Consider the following 16,101-nt stretch of genomic DNA (forward strand, 5'->3'; position numbering starts at 1 on the left):
GAACGCCTGCGCGGCACCACCGAACTCCGCCGCCAGCACCGTCGTCATCGCCGCCGTCAGCGTCGTCTTTCCATGGTCAACGTGACCAATAGTTCCCACGTTCACGTGCGGCTTTGTACGTTCAAACTTCTCTTTCGACACGTCTAATACTCCCGCTTTGCTGGGTCAGCCAGCGCTGCTGCTCCTAAAGGCTAATAACGCTACTCAAGCCGTCAGCGCATGGACCACGGCCGCGGGGGCCTCGGCGTAGTGCGCAAACTCCATCGAATAGGACGCGCGCCCCTGGCTCATCGAACGCAGCTCGGTGGCGTAACCGAACATCTCCGATAGGGGCACCTCGACGCGGATAATCTTGCCCGCGACGGCATCTTCCATTCCTTGTACCACGCCGCGGCGCCGCTGCAGATCGCCCATGACATCACCCATGTAATCGTCAGGGGTCACTACCTCGACCTTCATCATCGGCTCCAGGAGTACCGGGCCGGCGGCCTGGGTACCCTCGCGGAACGCCATGGAGGCCGCGATCTTAAAGGCCACCTCGCTCGAGTCAACATCGTGGAACGATCCGTCGAAGAGCGTGGCTTTGACGTCCACCACGGGGTAGCCCGCGATCACGCCCGTCTGCATCTGCTCCTGCACGCCCTTGTCGACAGCAGGGATGAACTCCTTCGGCACCACGCCGCCGACGATCTTGTTCTCGAAGGTGTAGCCGGCGCCGCGCTCCTGGGGCTCGAGACGCAGCCAGACGTGGCCGTACTGCCCCTTGCCGCCAGTCTGGCGCACGAATTTGCCTTCCTGCTCGATCGACTTGGCGATGGTCTCGCGGTAAGCCACTTGAGGCCTGCCCACGTTGGAGTCGACTTTGAACTCGCGACGAAGGCGGTCGACGATGATCTCCAGGTGCAGCTCACCCATGCCGGAGATGATCGTTTGCCCAGACTCTTCGTCAGTGCGTACGCGGAAGGACGGATCTTCCTGGGCCAGCTTCGAGAGCGCCATGCCCATCTTGTCCTGGTCCGCCTTAGTCCTCGGCTCCACCGCAACGGAGATCACGGGGTCCGGGAAGTCCATCCGCTCAAGCGTCACCAGGGCAGCGGGATCAGCGAGCGTGTCACCGGTGCTGACGTCCTTCAGACCAACCGCCGCCGCGATGTCACCGGCGCGCACTTCCTTCAAATCCTCACGATCGTTAGCGTGCATCTGCACCAGGCGACCGATGCGCTCCTTCTTACACTTGATCGGATTGAAGACCGTGTCACCGGTTTTCACCACCCCAGAGTACACGCGCATAAACGCAAGCGTGCCCACGTAGGGATCCGTGGCGATCTTGAACGCGAGGGCCGAGAAGGGTGCGTCGTCGTCTGCGGGTCGCTCCTCCGTTGACTCATCATCGCTACCGATGCCGGTCACCGAAGGCACGTCAACAGGTGACGGCAGCAACTCGATCACCGCGTCGAGCACCGCTTGAACGCCCTTGTTCTTGAAGGCAGACCCACACAGCACAGGCACGAGCTCGTTGGCGATCGTGCGCTTACGCAAGCCAGCGACGATCTCCTCTTCTGAGAGCTCACCTCCTTCGAGGTAGCGCTCCATGTACGCCTCGTCGGCCTCAGCCACCGCTTCGAGCATGTGCTCGCGCCAGTGTTGGGCGAGCTCGAGCATGTCCCCGGGGATCTCGCCGGCTTCGTAGCGGGTACCCAGGGTGCTGTCATCCCAGTAGATCGCGCGCATGCGAATCAGATCCACAACGCCGCGGAAATCCTCTTCGGCGCCGATCGGCAGCTGAATAGGCACCGGATTGCCCCGAAGACGCTCGATGATCTGCTCGACCACCCGGACGAAGTCCGCCCCGACGCGATCCATCTTGTTAACGAACGCCAGACGTGGAACGGAGTAGCGGTTCGCCTGGCGCCACACGGTCTCAGACTGGGGCTCGACGCCCCCTACGGAATCGAAGACCGCAACCGCGCTATCGAGCACGCGCAGAGAGCGCTCGACTTCGATCGTGAAATCGACGTGGCCCGGCGTGTCGATGATATTGATACGGTGATCGGGGAACTGCTGGTCCATGCCCGACCAGAAACAGGTGGTGGCGGCTGACGTGATCGTGATGCCGCGTTCCTGCTCTTGCTCCATCCAGTCCATTACGGCCGCGCCGTCGTGCACCTCACCGAGCTTGTGGGACACCCCGGTGTAGAAAAGGATGCGCTCCGTCGTCGTCGTCTTGCCGGCATCGATGTGGGCCATGATGCCGATGTTTCGGTAGCGCTGGATGGGGGTAGTACGTGCCACGGTCAATCTCTGCTGGCATCAACATGTAATCGACTCGTGGCCGCCGGTAATCAGCTACCAGCGGTAATGAGAGAAGGCCTTGTTGGCCTCAGCCATACGGTGCGTGTCCTCACGCTTCTTCACGGCCGTACCGCGATTGTCAGCCGCCTCGAGCAGCTCGTTGGCCAGGCGCTGCGCCATGGACTTCTCGCTGCGCTTGCGAGCAGCGTCGATCACCCAACGCATGGCAAGGGTCTGGCGGCGCAGGGGACGCACCTCCACGGGCACCTGGTAGGTGGCACCGCCGACGCGGCGAGACTTCACCTCGACCACGGGCTTCACGTTGTCCAGGGCCTGGCCGAGCATCTCCACGGCGCGGTCGCCGGTGGTGGCGCTCTTCTCAGCCATGGTATCGAGGGCGCCGTACACGATCTTCTCGGCCACGGACTTCTTGCCACGCGTCATGAGCATGTTGATGAACTTGGTCAACATCTCGCTCTTGTACTTCGGGTCCGGAAGGACCGGGCGGCGAGTGGCGGAAGATCGTCTTGACATGGTGTTCCTGCTAGAAGCTTATCTTTGGTGCCGGCGCGAACGCGGCGAAACCTCAACCGACGGTTAGCCCTTCGGGCGCTTGGCGCCGTACTTGGAGCGACCCTGGCGACGGTTGTTGACGCCGGCGCAATCGAGCGTGCCGCGTACCGTGTGGTAGCGCACACCGGGAAGATCCTTCACACGACCGCCGCGAATGAGCACTACCGAGTGCTCCTGGAGGTTGTGCCCTTCACCGCCGATATAGCTGGTGACTTCGAAACCGTTGGTCAGGCGCACACGAGCCACCTTGCGCATCGCCGAGTTCGGCTTTTTCGGGGTAGTGGTGTACACACGCGTGCAAACGCCGCGACGCTGCGGACAGCTCTCGAGTGCGGGCACGTTGGACTTTTCGACCTTGCGGGCGCGCGGCTTGCGAACCAGCTGGTTAACCGTTGCCATCTACATCCTCATCTATATGTGATCGTCGTCGACGATCCGTCGCCGCCAGCCCGTCAGTCGGGGTGGCGAAACCCGCGGCCAGCGTCAGCGCTGGTCGCGTGTTCAGTCGTTCGGAACTCTCAGGGTCGGCGCCGGGAGAAAGCCCCTCTTCAGGCGGGCGTCCCGATCACTCTCAGGAGGGCGCAAGCCACTGCGAAGCCAGCAGGCCCCGAGAAAGACCGCGAAGTCTAGGAGCCGCGAGGGGCCCTGTCAAGCGAGAAAAGCGCCAATCGCCGGGGAAAGAAAGGGCGGGCACGGCTTCTACCGATACCCGCCCTGGACCCTTCGACGGCCGAGGATTACTCCTCGGAAGGTGCCGCCTGAGCAGCCGGAGCGGCCTCGCCTTCCCCAGCTTCGGCCGGCGCGGAACCCAGACCGCCAGACATCGCTGCCTCGGCCGCCTCCAGGTACCGCTCCTGGTCCGACTTGCCCTTCTCTCGGCGCCGATTTTCGTGATATGCCGATCCTGTACCAGCCGGAATCAGACGACCCACGATCACGTTCTCCTTCAGGCCACGCAGGTCGTCGTGCACGCCGCGGACGGCTGCCTCGGTGAGCACGCGGGTGGTCTCCTGGAAGGAGGCTGCCGAAATGAAGGACTCGGTGGCCAGCGATGCCTTGGTGATACCCAGCAGTAGACGCTCATAGCGTGCCGGCTGCTGATCTTCGGCCAGGGCTTCGTTCGCCTCGTCGACCTTCGAACGGTCGACCTGCTCGCCGCGCAGGTAGCGGGTATCGCCGCCGTTGAGGATCTCCACCTTGCGCAGCATCTGGCGAATGATCACCTCGATGTGCTTATCAGAGATCTTCACACCCTGCAGGCGATACACGTCCTGAATCTCGCCTACGAGGTACTCGGCCAGGGCCTCGGTCCCCTGTAGACGCAGGATGTCGTGCGGATTCGGCTCGCCGTCGGCGATCTCATCACCGCGCTCCACGTGCTCACCCTCGAAGATGTGCAGATTGCGCCACTTCGGAATCAGCTCCTCGTGACGGTCGCCGTCTTCGTTGGTGATGATCAGGCGCTGCTTGCCCTTGGTCTCCTTGCCGAAGCTGACCGTGCCGCTGGCCTCGGCCAGGATGGCCGGGTCCTTCGGACGACGCGCCTCGAAGAGGTCGGCCACACGCGGTAGACCACCGGTGATGTCACGGGTCTTCGAGGTCTCCTGCGGGATGCGCGCGAGGACGTCACCGACGCGCACCTGTTCGCCCTCGGCCATGCTGATCACAGCGCCTGGCGGCAGCGGGTAGGCCACGGCGTTACCCGTGGACAGTGTGACGTCATTCCCGTCGCCATCCACCAGCTTGATCATCGGACGCAGGTCCTTACCGCTGGTGCCGCGCTGCTTCGGATCGCTCACCACCACGGACTCGATACCGGTGGTCTCGTCCGCCTGGCGGTTTACGGTGACGCCATCCACGAAGTCGATGTACTTCAAGAAGCCGTCCACCTCCGTGAGGACCGGGTGAGTGTGCGGATCCCAGCCAGCCACCTGCTGACCGGACTTCACGCCCTCGCGATCGTCCACGGAGATCACCGCACCGTAGGGCAGCTTGTAGCGCTCGCGCTCACGACCGAACTCGTCGACGATGGCGAGTTCACCGGAACGGGACACGGCCACCAGGTTCTTGTCCTGGTTGCGCACGGTCTTCACGTTGTGCAAGCGAACCTCACCGGCGTTCTTCACCTCGATGCTGCTCACCGCCGCCGCTCGAGACGCGGCACCACCGATGTGGAAGGTTCGCATGGTCAGCTGCGTGCCGGGCTCACCGATCGACTGGGCTGCGATCACGCCCACGGCCTCGCCGCGGTTGATGATGTGGCCGCGAGCCAAATCGCGCCCGTAGCACATAGAGCACACGCCATAGCGGGTCTGGCAGGTGATCGGCGAACGCACTGTAACGTGGTCGATCGCCATCTCTTCGATCCGCTGCACCAGGCGTTCATCGAGGAGCGTGCCAGCGGCGATCGCCTCGTTGTCCGTGCCCGGCTCAAAGACCGACTCAGCCAGCACGCGGCCGAGCACGCGCTCTGACAGGGGCTCGACCACGTCACCACCTTCGACCAGCGGTTCGAGGCGCACGCCTTCGGTAGTACCGCAGTCGACTTCCGTTACCACAAGGTCCTGGGCCACGTCGACGAGGCGACGGGTCAGGTAACCCGAGTTTGCGGTCTTCAACGCCGTATCCGCGAGCCCCTTACGAGCGCCGTGGGTGGAGATAAAGTACTGCAGTACGTCGAGGCCTTCGCGGAAGTTGGCCGTGATCGGCGTTTCAATGATCGAGCCGTCCGGCTTCGCCATCAGGCCGCGCATCCCGGCCAGCTGACGAATCTGTGCGGGAGAACCACGAGCACCCGAGTCTGACATCATGTAGATGGAGTTAAAGGAGGCCTGGTTGATCTTGTTGCCCTCCGAGTCCTCCACTTCCTCGCCGCCAAGCTGTTCCATCATGGCCTTCGCTACGCGCTCATTGGTGCGCGACCAGATATCCACCACCTTGTTGTAGCGCTCGCCGTTGGTAACCAGTCCCATACCATACTGGTCTTCGATCTCCTTCACCTCGGCCTCGGCCTCTTCCAGGATCGCGGCCTTCTCGGGCGGCACGACCATATCGTCCACGCCGATCGAAACACCGGCGCGGGTGGCGTAGTAGAACCCGGCGTACATCAGCTGGTCAGCGAACACTACGGTGCGCTTCAGGCCTACCTCGCGGTAGGAGGCGTTGATCGCGGCGGAGATCGCCTTCTTAGTCATCGTACGGTTGACCAGATCGAAGGACAGCTCATCCGGCAGCACCTCGAGCAGGAGCGCGCGGCCAACGGTCGTATCGACCACCTGATTCACCTGGCGCTTCTCGCCATCGACGATCTCGCTGCGCGAAATACGCAGCTTGACCTTGGCGTGCAGACTCACCGTGCGGGTGTGATAGGCGCGGGAGACTTCAGCGACATCCGCAAACACGATGCCCTCACCCTCGGCGTTTACGCGCTCGCGGGTGATGTAGTAAAGGCCGAGCACCACGTCCTGGGAAGGCACGATGATAGGATCACCATTAGCCGGCGACAGGATGTTGTTCGACGCCATCATCAGCGCGCGCGCTTCGAGCTGAGCCTCCAGCGACAGCGGCACGTGCACGGCCATCTGGTCGCCATCGAAGTCCGCGTTGAATGCGGTGCAGACGAGCGGATGCAGCTGGATCGCCTTACCCTCGATCAGCACCGGCTCGAAGGCCTGGATACCGAGACGGTGCAGCGTGGGCGCACGGTTCAGCAGTACCGGGTGCTCGCGGATCACCTCCTCGAGGATGTCCCACACCTCCGGGCCTTCGCGTTCGACCAGGCGCTTCGCTGCCTTGATGGTGGCCGCCTCGCCGCGCAGCTGCAGCTTAGAGAAGATGAAGGGCTTGAACAGTTCAAGCGCCATCTTCTTGGGCAAACCACACTGGTGCAGCTTTAGGGTTGGGCCCACCACAATTACCGAACGACCAGAATAGTCCACACGCTTGCCAAGCAGGTTCTGACGGAAGCGCCCCTGCTTACCCTTAATCATGTCGGCGAGGGACTTCAGTGGACGCTTGTTGGTACCCGTGATGGCCCGGCCGCGACGCCCGTTGTCGAGAAGTGCGTCGACCGCCTCCTGCAGCATGCGCTTCTCATTGCGCACGATAATGTCCGGCGCGTTTAACTCGAGCAGGCGGCGCAGGCGGTTGTTGCGGTTGATGACGCGGCGGTACAGATCGTTCAGATCAGAGGTCGCGAAGCGACCGCCGTCCAGCGGCACCAGCGGGCGCAGATCCGGCGGCAGCACCGGAAGCACCGTCAGCACCATCCACTCCGGAGCGTTACCGGACTCGATGAACGACTCCAGTAGCTTCAGCCGCTTCGACAGACGCTTGATCTTGGTCTCGGACGATGTGCCTGCAATCTCCTCGCGCACACGCGTGACTTCCGCATCAAGGTCCAGGGACTTAAGCAACTCAAAGACCGCCTCGGCACCCATGCGGGCATCGAACTCGTCCCCGTGCTCTTCCATCGCGTCAAGGTAGCCCTCGTCGGTCAGGAGCTGGCCGCGCTGCATGGGCGTCATGCCCGGGTCGATGACCACGAAAGCCTCGAAGTACAGGATGCGCTCGATCTCGCGCAGGGTCATATCGAGCATGAGGCCGATACGCGAAGGCAGCGACTTCAGGAACCAAATATGGGCCACCGGGCTCGCCAGCTCGATGTGCCCCATGCGCTCGCGGCGCACCTTGGATTGGGTTACTTCCACGCCGCACTTCTCGCACACGACACCGCGGTGCTTGAGGCGCTTGTACTTACCGCAAAGACACTCGTAGTCCTTCACGGGACCAAAGATCTTGGCGCAGAACAGACCATCACGCTCCGGCTTAAAGGTCCGGTAGTTGATGGTCTCCGGCTTCTTGACCTCGCCGAAGGACCAGGAGCGGATCATGTCAGGAGACGCTAGACCGATACGGATTCGATCGAAGTCCTCGACGGGCGTCTGCTGCCGAAAAAGCTTGAGAAGATCTTTCATGTAACTCTTACCTGCCCCGTTCGCTGGGCCCGCTCATGGCGGGCCACTCGTTTGCCGGGATGTTCACCGTCGTCGGTGTCGTCCCGGGGCAAAAATCAAACACGCCGCGTGACTGCGCCGTCAGTCGCTCTCCAGCTCGATATCGATGGCCAGAGAACGGATCTCCTTCACCAGCACGTTGAAGGACTCGGGCATACCCGCATCCATCGTGTGCGTACCATCGACGATGTTCTTGTACATCTTGGTGCGGCCCTGCACGTCGTCAGACTTCACCGTGAGCATTTCCTGCAGCGTGTAGGAGGCCCCGTAAGCTTCGAGAGCCCAGACCTCCATCTCGCCGAAACGCTGACCGCCGAACTGCGCCTTGCCGCCCAGCGGCTGCTGGGTAACTAGGCTGTAAGGCCCGGTAGAACGCGCGTGCATCTTGTCGTCCACCAGGTGGTTCAGCTTCAGCATGTACATGTACCCGACGGTCGTTTCGCGGTGGAAACGCTCGCCGGTGCGGCCGTCGATCAAGTTGGTCTGGCCACTGCGCGGCAAGCCCGCCAGCTCCAGCATGTTCTTGATCTCCTTCTCCGTGGCGCCGTCGAACACCGGTGTGGCCATCGGCACGCCATTGGAGAGGTTCTTCGCCAACTCGAAGATCTCCTCTTCGCCCAGCTCCTCCAGCGGGGTGCTGCGACCACCGCTCTGGTTGTAGACCTTCTCGAGGAAGCCGCGCAGCTCATCGGCCGACGACTTGGCTCGCACCATTTCCTCGATCTTCCGGCCCACACCCTTGGCCGCCCAGCCCAGGTGCGTCTCCAACACCTGACCTACGTTCATGCGCGAGGGCACGCCGAGGGGGTTTAGCACCACGTCGACGGGGGTACCGTCGTCGCTGTAGGGCATGTCCTCAACGGGCACGATGGTCGAGATCACGCCCTTGTTCCCGTGACGGCCGGCCATCTTGTCGCCCGGCTGAATACGACGTTTCACGGCCAGGTAGACCTTAACCATCTTCAACACGCCTGGCGCGAGATCATCCCCTTGGGTGATCTTCGCCTTCTTGTGATCGAAGCGTTCGTCGAACTCCTTGCGCTGCTCTTCGAGTCGCGAGGCGACGCCTTCGATCTGGCGGTTGATGTCGTCGTTGCGCGCGCGGATCTCGAACCACGACGCGTGCGGCAGATCGGCGAGGTATTCGGACGTGATCTCGCTGCCCGCCTTGAGGCCCTGCGGTCCGCCGTCGGCGACCTCACCCACGAGCATCTTTTCAACCCGCGAGAACAGATCCTCTTCCAGGATACGCAGCTGGTCGTCGAGATCCTTGCGCACCTTGGAGATTTCCGAGTGCTCGATGGAGAGGGCGCGAGCGTCCTTTTCCACGCCGTCGCGAGTGAAGACGCGCACGTCGATTACCGTGCCGTCCATCCCCGGGGGCACGCGCAGGGAGGTGTCCTTCACGTCGGAGGCCTTCTCGCCGAAGATCGCGCGCAAGAGCTTCTCCTCCGGCGTAAGCTGAGTCTCGCCCTTCGGCGTGACCTTGCCTACGAGGATGTCGCCACCGGTTACCTCGGCGCCAATGTAGGCGATACCGGACTCGTCCAACTTGCCGAGTGCCGCATCACCCACATTTGGGATATCCGAGGTGATCTCCTCCTGACCCAACTTGGTGTCGCGAGCGACGCAAGTGAGCTCCTCGATGTGGATCGTAGTGAAGCGGTCCTCGTGCACCAGACGCTCGGAGATGAGGATTGAGTCCTCGAAGTTGTAGCCATTCCAGGGCATGAATGCGACGAGCATGTTCTGGCCGAGGGCCAGTTCGCCAAGGCTCGTGGACGGACCATCGGCCAGCACGTCACCGCGGGCGATTGTGTCACCGGTGCGGACCAGGGGACGCTGGTTGATACAAGTGTTTTGGTTCGACCGCGTGTACTTGGTGAGGTTGTAGATGTCGACGCCAGGTTCACCCGGAATGGTCTCATCATCATGGGCGCGAACCACGATGCGCGATGCATCGACGGAATCGACAAAACCGCCGCGGCGAGCTACCACGGTCACCCCAGAGTCGGTAGCCACGGCGCGTTCGATGCCCGTACCTACCAGGGGCGTGTCCGCACGTAGCGTGGGCACTGCCTGTCGCTGCATGTTCGAGCCCATCAAGGCGCGGTTGGCGTCATCGTGTTCCAGGAAGGGAATCAGCGACGCCGCAACAGACACGATCTGCGACGGTGAGATGTCCATGAACTGGACGCGCTCGCGTTCGTCCGAGGACAAGGTCTTAAACTCATTCTCGTGACGGCACGCGATCAGCTCGTCGATCAGCTCGCCAGCTTCGCCGAGGGCGGCGTTGGCCTGGGCGATGATGTACTTCCCTTCTTCGATCGCCGACAGGTAGACGATCTCGTCGGTGACCTTACCTTCCATCACGCGCCGGTAGGGTGTCTCCAGGAAGCCGTACTCGTTGGTGCGCGCGTAGGTGGCGAGGGAGTTGATGAGGCCGATGTTCGGACCTTCCGGCGTCTCGATCGGACATACGCGCCCGTAGTGCGTCGGGTGCACGTCGCGAACCTCGAAGCCGGCGCGCTCACGCGTCAGACCGCCAGGGCCGAGGGCCGAGACGCGACGCTTGTGAGTGACCTCGGACAGCGGGTTGTTTTGGTCCATGAACTGGGACAGCTGGCTGGAGCCGAAGAACTCCTTTACCGCCGCCGCCACCGGCTTGGCGTTGATCATCTCCTGCGGCATCAGACCCTCCGACTCGGCCAGGGTCAGGCGCTCCTTCACAGCGCGCTCGACACGGACCAGGCCGATGCGGAAGGCGTTCTCCGCCATCTCGCCGACGCTGCGCACGCGACGGTTACCGAGGTGGTCGATGTCGTCGATGGTGCCGTTGCCGTTGCGGATGTCGATGATCGACTGCAACACGTCGAGGATGTCCGAAGTCTCCCCGAACTGCTCCACGTGCTCCTGGCAGAACGCATCGTCGCGATCCTTAAAGTACATGTAGTCGTAGAGGATGCCTGACCCGGTCACGTGGTCATGACCGACACGGCGGTTGAACTTCATCCGACCGACCGCTGAGAGATCGTAGCGCTCCGGGTTGAAGAACAGGTTGTGGAACAGGTTCTCGGCCGCCTCCTTAGTTGGCGGCTCACCCGGACGCATCATGCGGTAGATCTCCACCAGCGCTTCTAGGCGCGTAGTGGTGGAGTCGATGTCGAGCGTCAGCGAAATGTACGGCCCGCGATCGAGATCGTTTGCGTACAACGTCTCGATGCTCTCGACGCCGGCCTCCACTAGCTTGCCGACGGTCTCTTCGGTCAGCTGCTCGTTGACCTTCGCCACCAGCTCCCCTGTCTCAGGATCTGGTACGTCATGAGCGAGGACCTTGCCGGAGAGGTAGTGCCGAGGCACCTCCACGAACTCCTCCCCAGAGTCAGCGAGCTCGCGCGTGTGCTTGCGCGTGACGCGGCGGCCCTCGGGCACAATCAGCTGATCACCGATGACCAGGTCGAACTCCATGGTCTCGCCGAGCAGGCGCTCCGGCATCAGGCGCAGGCTGATCGTCTCCGCCGTGAGGCGGAACTCGTTCTTCTCAAAAAAGATGTCGAGAATTTGGTGATTGTCGTAGCCCAAGGCGCGCAGCAGCACGGTCACCGGCAGCTTGCGCCGACGGTCGATACGCGCGAAAAGAGCGTCCTTCGGATCAAACTCGAAGTCGAGCCAGGAACCGCGGTAGGGAATGACGCGCGCCGAGAACAGCAGTTTGCCCGATGAGTGCGTCTTGCCACGATCGTGGTCGAAGAATACACCCGGCGAGCGGTGCAGCTGGGAGACGATCACGCGCTCCGTGCCGTTGATGATGAAGGTGCCGTTCTCGGTCATGAGCGGCAGCTCACCGAGATACACCTCCTGCTCGCGAACGTCCTTCACCGGCTTCTCGCTGCCCGACGCTTCCTTGTCGTAGATGACAAGGCGCACGGTCACCCGCAGCGGCGCCGCGAAGGTGAGGCCGCGAAGCTGGCACTCTTTCACGTCAAAAGGAGGCTCACCCAAGCGATAGCTCACGTACTCGAGCGCAGCGTTGCCCGAGTAGGAGACGATGGGGAACACCGAATTGAAGGCCGCGTGCAGGCCGATGTCCTTACGGTTGCCGGGCTCGTGCTCGTCCTGTAGGAATTGCCTGTAGGAATCGAGCTGAATGGACAACAGGTAGGGCACCTGCAGGATTCGCGGCCGCTTGCCGAAATCCTTGCGAATGCGCTTTTTCTCGGTGAACGAATAGGCCATTCGGGGGTATCCTCGCTTAGACGCTCAAGGCGCCCATTAGCCAGCGTTAAGGTAAGCTGGCGACTACACCACTACTCACGAAAACACCGAAAGGCCGGCCGCCAATGGCGACCAGCCTTGCGGCTCCGGCTGCCGGGTTTCCCCCGGTTCAGCCGGTGCAACGTTACTTGATCTCGACCTTGGCGCCCGCTTCCTCAAGCTGCTTCTGAAGCTCCTCTGCTTCCTCTTTAGGCACGCCTTCCTTGATCGGAGCCGGTGCACCTTCCACCAGTGCCTTGGCCTCCTTCAGGCCCAGGCCGGTGATGCCGCGCACGGCCTTAATCACGGCAACCTTGTTGTCGCCGAAGCTGCTCATAACCACGTCGAACTCGGTCTTCTCTTCGGCTGCCGGTGCGTCGCCGCCAGCGCCAGGACCGGCTGCCACGGCCACCGGGGCTGCAGCGGAAACGCCGAACTTCTCTTCCATCGCAGAGATCAGGTCCACCACTTCCATGACGGTCATGTTGGAGATGGTCTCGAGGATGTCGTCCTTAGAAACTGCCATTTGTATCTACCTCAACTAAAAAACCTGGTAACCCGAATCGGTCCGGAGCGGCGCGAGCGCCTGCGTTCATCCGGACGCTTCTTTCTGGTCGCGCACCGCGGCGACCAAACGTGTGAGCTTGGCGTGCGGCTCGGCGAGGGTACGAACGAACTTGGATATCGGCGCCTGCATGACACCCAGAAGCATGGCCAGGGCCTGCTCCCGCGTCGGCAGACTGGCGAGGCGTTCGAGCTGCTCGGGGCCCATGAGCTCGCCGCCGACGGCGACCAGCTTGACCACGAACTTCTCGTTCTCCTTCTCCTTCGCGAAGTCCTTGGCCAGCCTGGCGGCGGCACCGGGATCCTCCTGGGAGAATGCCAGAATGAGCGGGCCCTTCAGACCCGGCTTCATGCACTCGAATTCGGTTCCTTCCACGGCCAGCGCGGCAAGCCGATTTTTGACCACCTTCATGTAGACGCCCGACTCACGCGCTTTCTTGCGCAAGTCGGTCATCTGCTCGACGGTCAGCCCTCGGTATTCCGCCGCGACTGCTGATAAAGCCTCAGCAGCGACCGCGTTCACCTCGCTCACCACGGCCGATTTTTGCTCTCGCGTCAAAGGCATGGTTAGCGTGTCCTCCGTTAACGGCTGCTCGAAACTGCGAACGTCGCCGGCAGGCTTCGTACGAGTTCCGATAGGGTGGCGACCTTCAACGGAGCTCCGTTTTCGGGTTCGCCGTCTGCGTAGGCATGCCGTGCGGAGCACCCTGCGGTGACGCTTGGCCGATTTAAGGTCGACCGCGCTCGCACGCGATCACACCACCTACGGTCTGGGACGACACCAGGTCGGGATACTTCGTACCCCGAGCTGGCAGTCTCACCGCCTCACGAGCAAACGCCGCGTGGCAATGTCGTTGTCGGCCGCCTACGAGAGACCGCCGATAGGGTCAATCCACTCAGATCGTCGAGGGATCGACATTGATTCCGGGACCCATTGTCGATGACAGAGTCACGCGCTTCATGTAAATCCCCTTGGCAGCTGAGGGTTTGGCCTTGTTTAGGTCAGCCAGCAATGCCGAGAGGTTCTCGTGCAGCTTAGCCGCATCGAAGGTCACGTTGCCGATTGGGCAGTGAATAATGCCGCCCTTGTCCGTGCGGTAACGTACCTGGCCGGCCTTAGCATTCCTCACCGCGCCCTCGACGTCGGGCGTCACCGTCCCGACCTTCGGGTTCGGCATGAGGCCGCGAGGACCGAGCACCTGACCGAGGCGCCCCACCACACGCATAGCGTCGGGCGTAGCGATCACAACGTCGAAGTCGAGCATGCCGCCCTTGATCTGCTCGGCGAGATCCTCAAAGCCCACAATATCGGCTCCAGCGTCCTGCGCCTTGGTGGCGTTGTCGCCCTGGGCGAACACCGCCACGCGCACCGTCTTACCCGTACCGTTGGGCAGGATCGTCGAGCCGCGCACCACCTGATCCGACTTACGCGGATCGACACCGAGGTTTACCGCGGCATCGACGGACTCTGAAAACTTGGCGCCGGCGAGTTCGCGGACCAGTTCGAGGGCCTCACCGACGGGGTATGCCTTGGTGCTGTCGACCCTTTCGCGGAACAGCTTTTGCCGCTTACTCATCTTGGCCATTACTGGACACCCTCCACTTCCAGACCCATGCTGCGCGCCGTGCCGGCGATCGTGCGGACGGCAGCGTCCAAGTCGGCAGCCGTTAGATCGGGATCTTTGGTGTTGGCGATCTCCTCGAGCTGGGCGCGCGTCACCTTGCCGACCTTGGTCTTGTTCGGCTCGCCGCTGCCCTTCGGCACTCCAGCCGCCTTGCGCAGCAGGACCGACGCGGGCGGCGTCTTGGTGATAAACGTGAAGCTACGGTCGTTGTAGACGGTGATCACTACCGGCGTCGGCAGGCCCTGCTCGATGTTCTGCGTCTGGGCGTTGAACGCTTTGCAGAACTCCATGATGTTCACACCGTGCTGACCGAGCGCAGGACCCACGGGCGGACTGGGGTTGGCCTGTCCCGCCGGGATCTGCAGCTTGATGTAGCCCTGAACCTTCTTAGCCACTACTCGATTCCTCTATTGCTTGGGTGCAAACGCCTCTCGGCTCCCCTACCTCACACCGGCTGGGCCGGGGCGGGCGTTCCCCATCGCCCAGCCGCGGGCAAAGAGGCATAACATTGATTCGCTAACCTGACGCCCTGGAGCGATCAGGCCTTCTCGACCTGGCCGAACTCAAGTTCCACCGGTGCTGCACGACCGAGGATCTGTACGGCCACGCGCAAACGGTTCTTCTCGTAGTTGACCTCTTCGACGACCCCGTTGAAGTCGTTGAAGGGACCGTCGATAACCCGTACCACTTCGCCGGGCTCGAACAGTACCTTGGGGCGAGGCTTGTCCACACCCTCCTGCACCCGCTGCAGGATAGCTTCCGCCTCTGCATCGGTGATGGGCGCAGGCCGGTCACTCGAGCCGCCGATGAAACCGAGCACCTTCGGGACGTCTTTGACGAGGTGCCAGGTCTCCTCATCCAGTTCCATCTGCACCAGCACGTAGCCGGGGAAGAACTTGCGCTCGCTCTTACGACGCTGACCCTCGCGCATCTCCACAACTTCTTCCGTGGGCACCAGGATCTCGCCAAACTTGTGGCCGAGGTCGTAGCGCTCGATGCGCTCGATGAGCGACTGTTTCACCTTGTACTCGTAGTTCGAGTAGGCGTGGACCACGTACCAGCGTAGGGACACTTAGCTTCAGCCCCTGCCAGTAATCAGGCGGACGACCCAGCCGAGGCCAAGATCCAACATCCAGAAGAACACGCCCATCGTGATCGCGAACAGCAACACTATCAGCGTCGTCTGCAGCGTCTCCTCACGCTTAGGCCATACGACCTTGCGCAACTCAACGCGCGCGCCGCGCATGAAATCGGTGAACTGGCGCCCCTGGCTGCTGGTCGCGGCAATCGCCAACCCGATGCCCAGGCCGGCCAGCACCGCAGGCACACGCAGCAACACCGACGCATTCGGGAAGTAGTAGTAGGCGAAGATGCCTCCAACCACAACGCCCAGGGCGAGCATGAGCTTCATCGTATCCAGCAGGCTCGAGCTGCCCGACTGCTTCGCTTCCATCTTTCCTCTCGGCTAAAGCCTGTCGGATGAGGTGGCAGGCCAGGAGGGAATCGAACCCCCAACCTGCGGTTTTGGAGACCGCCGCTCTGCCAATTGAGCTACTGGCCTACATCCGTTACTCGGTTACGCGGCAGGCGGCATCGCAAACGGCGCCGCCCACCAGCTTCAGTCAGTACGCCGCAGCGATCACTCGAGGATCTTCGCCACCACGCCCGCACCCACCGTGCGGCCACCCTCGCGGATGGCGAAGCGCAGGCCTTCCTCCATCGCGATCGGTGCAATCAACTCCACGCCAAGCTTGATGTTGTCGCCCGGCATCACCATC

Annotated in this window: 13 protein-coding genes and 1 tRNA gene; all 14 read right to left on the bottom strand. The window is 62.4% G+C overall.

Annotated elements, in window-relative coordinates; all coding sequences use genetic code 11:
• Window positions 1-141 (bottom strand): GTP-binding protein (locus tag AAGA68_26045; protein MEM9388531.1); only part of this gene is annotated, 141 nt, incomplete at its 3' end.
• A 63-nt stretch (window positions 142-204) separates the two neighbouring features.
• The gene (gene fusA / locus AAGA68_26050) at window positions 205-2,292 is read right to left on the bottom strand and encodes an elongation factor G (protein MEM9388532.1); all 2,088 of its coding nucleotides are present in this window, start codon (window positions 2,290-2,292) and stop codon (window positions 205-207) included.
• Window positions 2,293-2,346: 54 nt separating this feature from the next.
• A complete protein-coding gene (rpsG, locus tag AAGA68_26055) occupies window positions 2,347-2,826 on the bottom strand; it encodes a 30S ribosomal protein S7 (protein MEM9388533.1) in 480 nt (159 codons plus the stop codon).
• A 63-nt stretch (window positions 2,827-2,889) separates the two neighbouring features.
• Window positions 2,890-3,264, bottom strand: coding sequence for a 30S ribosomal protein S12 (gene rpsL / locus AAGA68_26060; GenBank protein ID MEM9388534.1), 375 nt, complete (start codon window positions 3,262-3,264; stop codon window positions 2,890-2,892).
• A 338-nt stretch (window positions 3,265-3,602) separates the two neighbouring features.
• Entirely contained in the window at window positions 3,603-7,841 is a 4,239-nt protein-coding gene (rpoC, locus tag AAGA68_26065; GenBank protein ID MEM9388535.1) for a DNA-directed RNA polymerase subunit beta', read from the bottom strand.
• 120 nt (window positions 7,842-7,961) lie between these two features.
• Complete coding sequence (rpoB, locus tag AAGA68_26070; protein ID MEM9388536.1) at window positions 7,962-12,116, bottom strand: DNA-directed RNA polymerase subunit beta; 4,155 nt, start codon at window positions 12,114-12,116, stop codon at window positions 7,962-7,964.
• 163 nt (window positions 12,117-12,279) lie between these two features.
• Window positions 12,280-12,660, bottom strand: coding sequence for a 50S ribosomal protein L7/L12 (gene rplL, locus AAGA68_26075; GenBank protein MEM9388537.1), 381 nt, complete (start codon window positions 12,658-12,660; stop codon window positions 12,280-12,282).
• 66 nt (window positions 12,661-12,726) lie between these two features.
• Window positions 12,727-13,263, bottom strand: coding sequence for a 50S ribosomal protein L10 (gene rplJ / locus AAGA68_26080; GenBank protein ID MEM9388538.1), 537 nt, complete (start codon window positions 13,261-13,263; stop codon window positions 12,727-12,729).
• 331 nt (window positions 13,264-13,594) lie between these two features.
• Complete coding sequence (gene rplA, locus AAGA68_26085) at window positions 13,595-14,284, bottom strand: 50S ribosomal protein L1 (protein MEM9388539.1); 690 nt, start codon at window positions 14,282-14,284, stop codon at window positions 13,595-13,597.
• Window positions 14,284-14,718, bottom strand: coding sequence for a 50S ribosomal protein L11 (rplK, locus tag AAGA68_26090; GenBank protein ID MEM9388540.1), 435 nt, complete (start codon window positions 14,716-14,718; stop codon window positions 14,284-14,286). Before rplK ends, rplA begins: the two co-directional genes overlap by 1 nt.
• 143 nt (window positions 14,719-14,861) lie before the next feature.
• Window positions 14,862-15,395, bottom strand: a complete 534-nt coding sequence (gene nusG, locus AAGA68_26095) for a transcription termination/antitermination protein NusG (GenBank protein ID MEM9388541.1) — start codon at window positions 15,393-15,395, stop codon at window positions 14,862-14,864.
• A 6-nt stretch (window positions 15,396-15,401) separates the two neighbouring features.
• Window positions 15,402-15,776 (bottom strand): preprotein translocase subunit SecE, encoded by a 375-nt coding sequence (gene secE / locus AAGA68_26100; protein ID MEM9388542.1) that lies wholly within the window; start codon window positions 15,774-15,776, stop codon window positions 15,402-15,404.
• Between the two features lie 32 nt (window positions 15,777-15,808).
• Window positions 15,809-15,884: transfer RNA gene (locus tag AAGA68_26105), tRNA-Trp, on the bottom strand.
• Between the two features lie 78 nt (window positions 15,885-15,962).
• Window positions 15,963-16,101, bottom strand: a 139-nt coding sequence (tuf, locus tag AAGA68_26110; GenBank protein MEM9388543.1) for an elongation factor Tu, incomplete at its 5' end; no start/stop codon positions are given.

It is taken from the genome of Pseudomonadota bacterium (assembly GCA_039193195.1).
Taxonomy (GTDB): domain Bacteria; phylum Pseudomonadota; class Gammaproteobacteria; order Steroidobacterales; family JBCBZW01; genus JBCBZW01.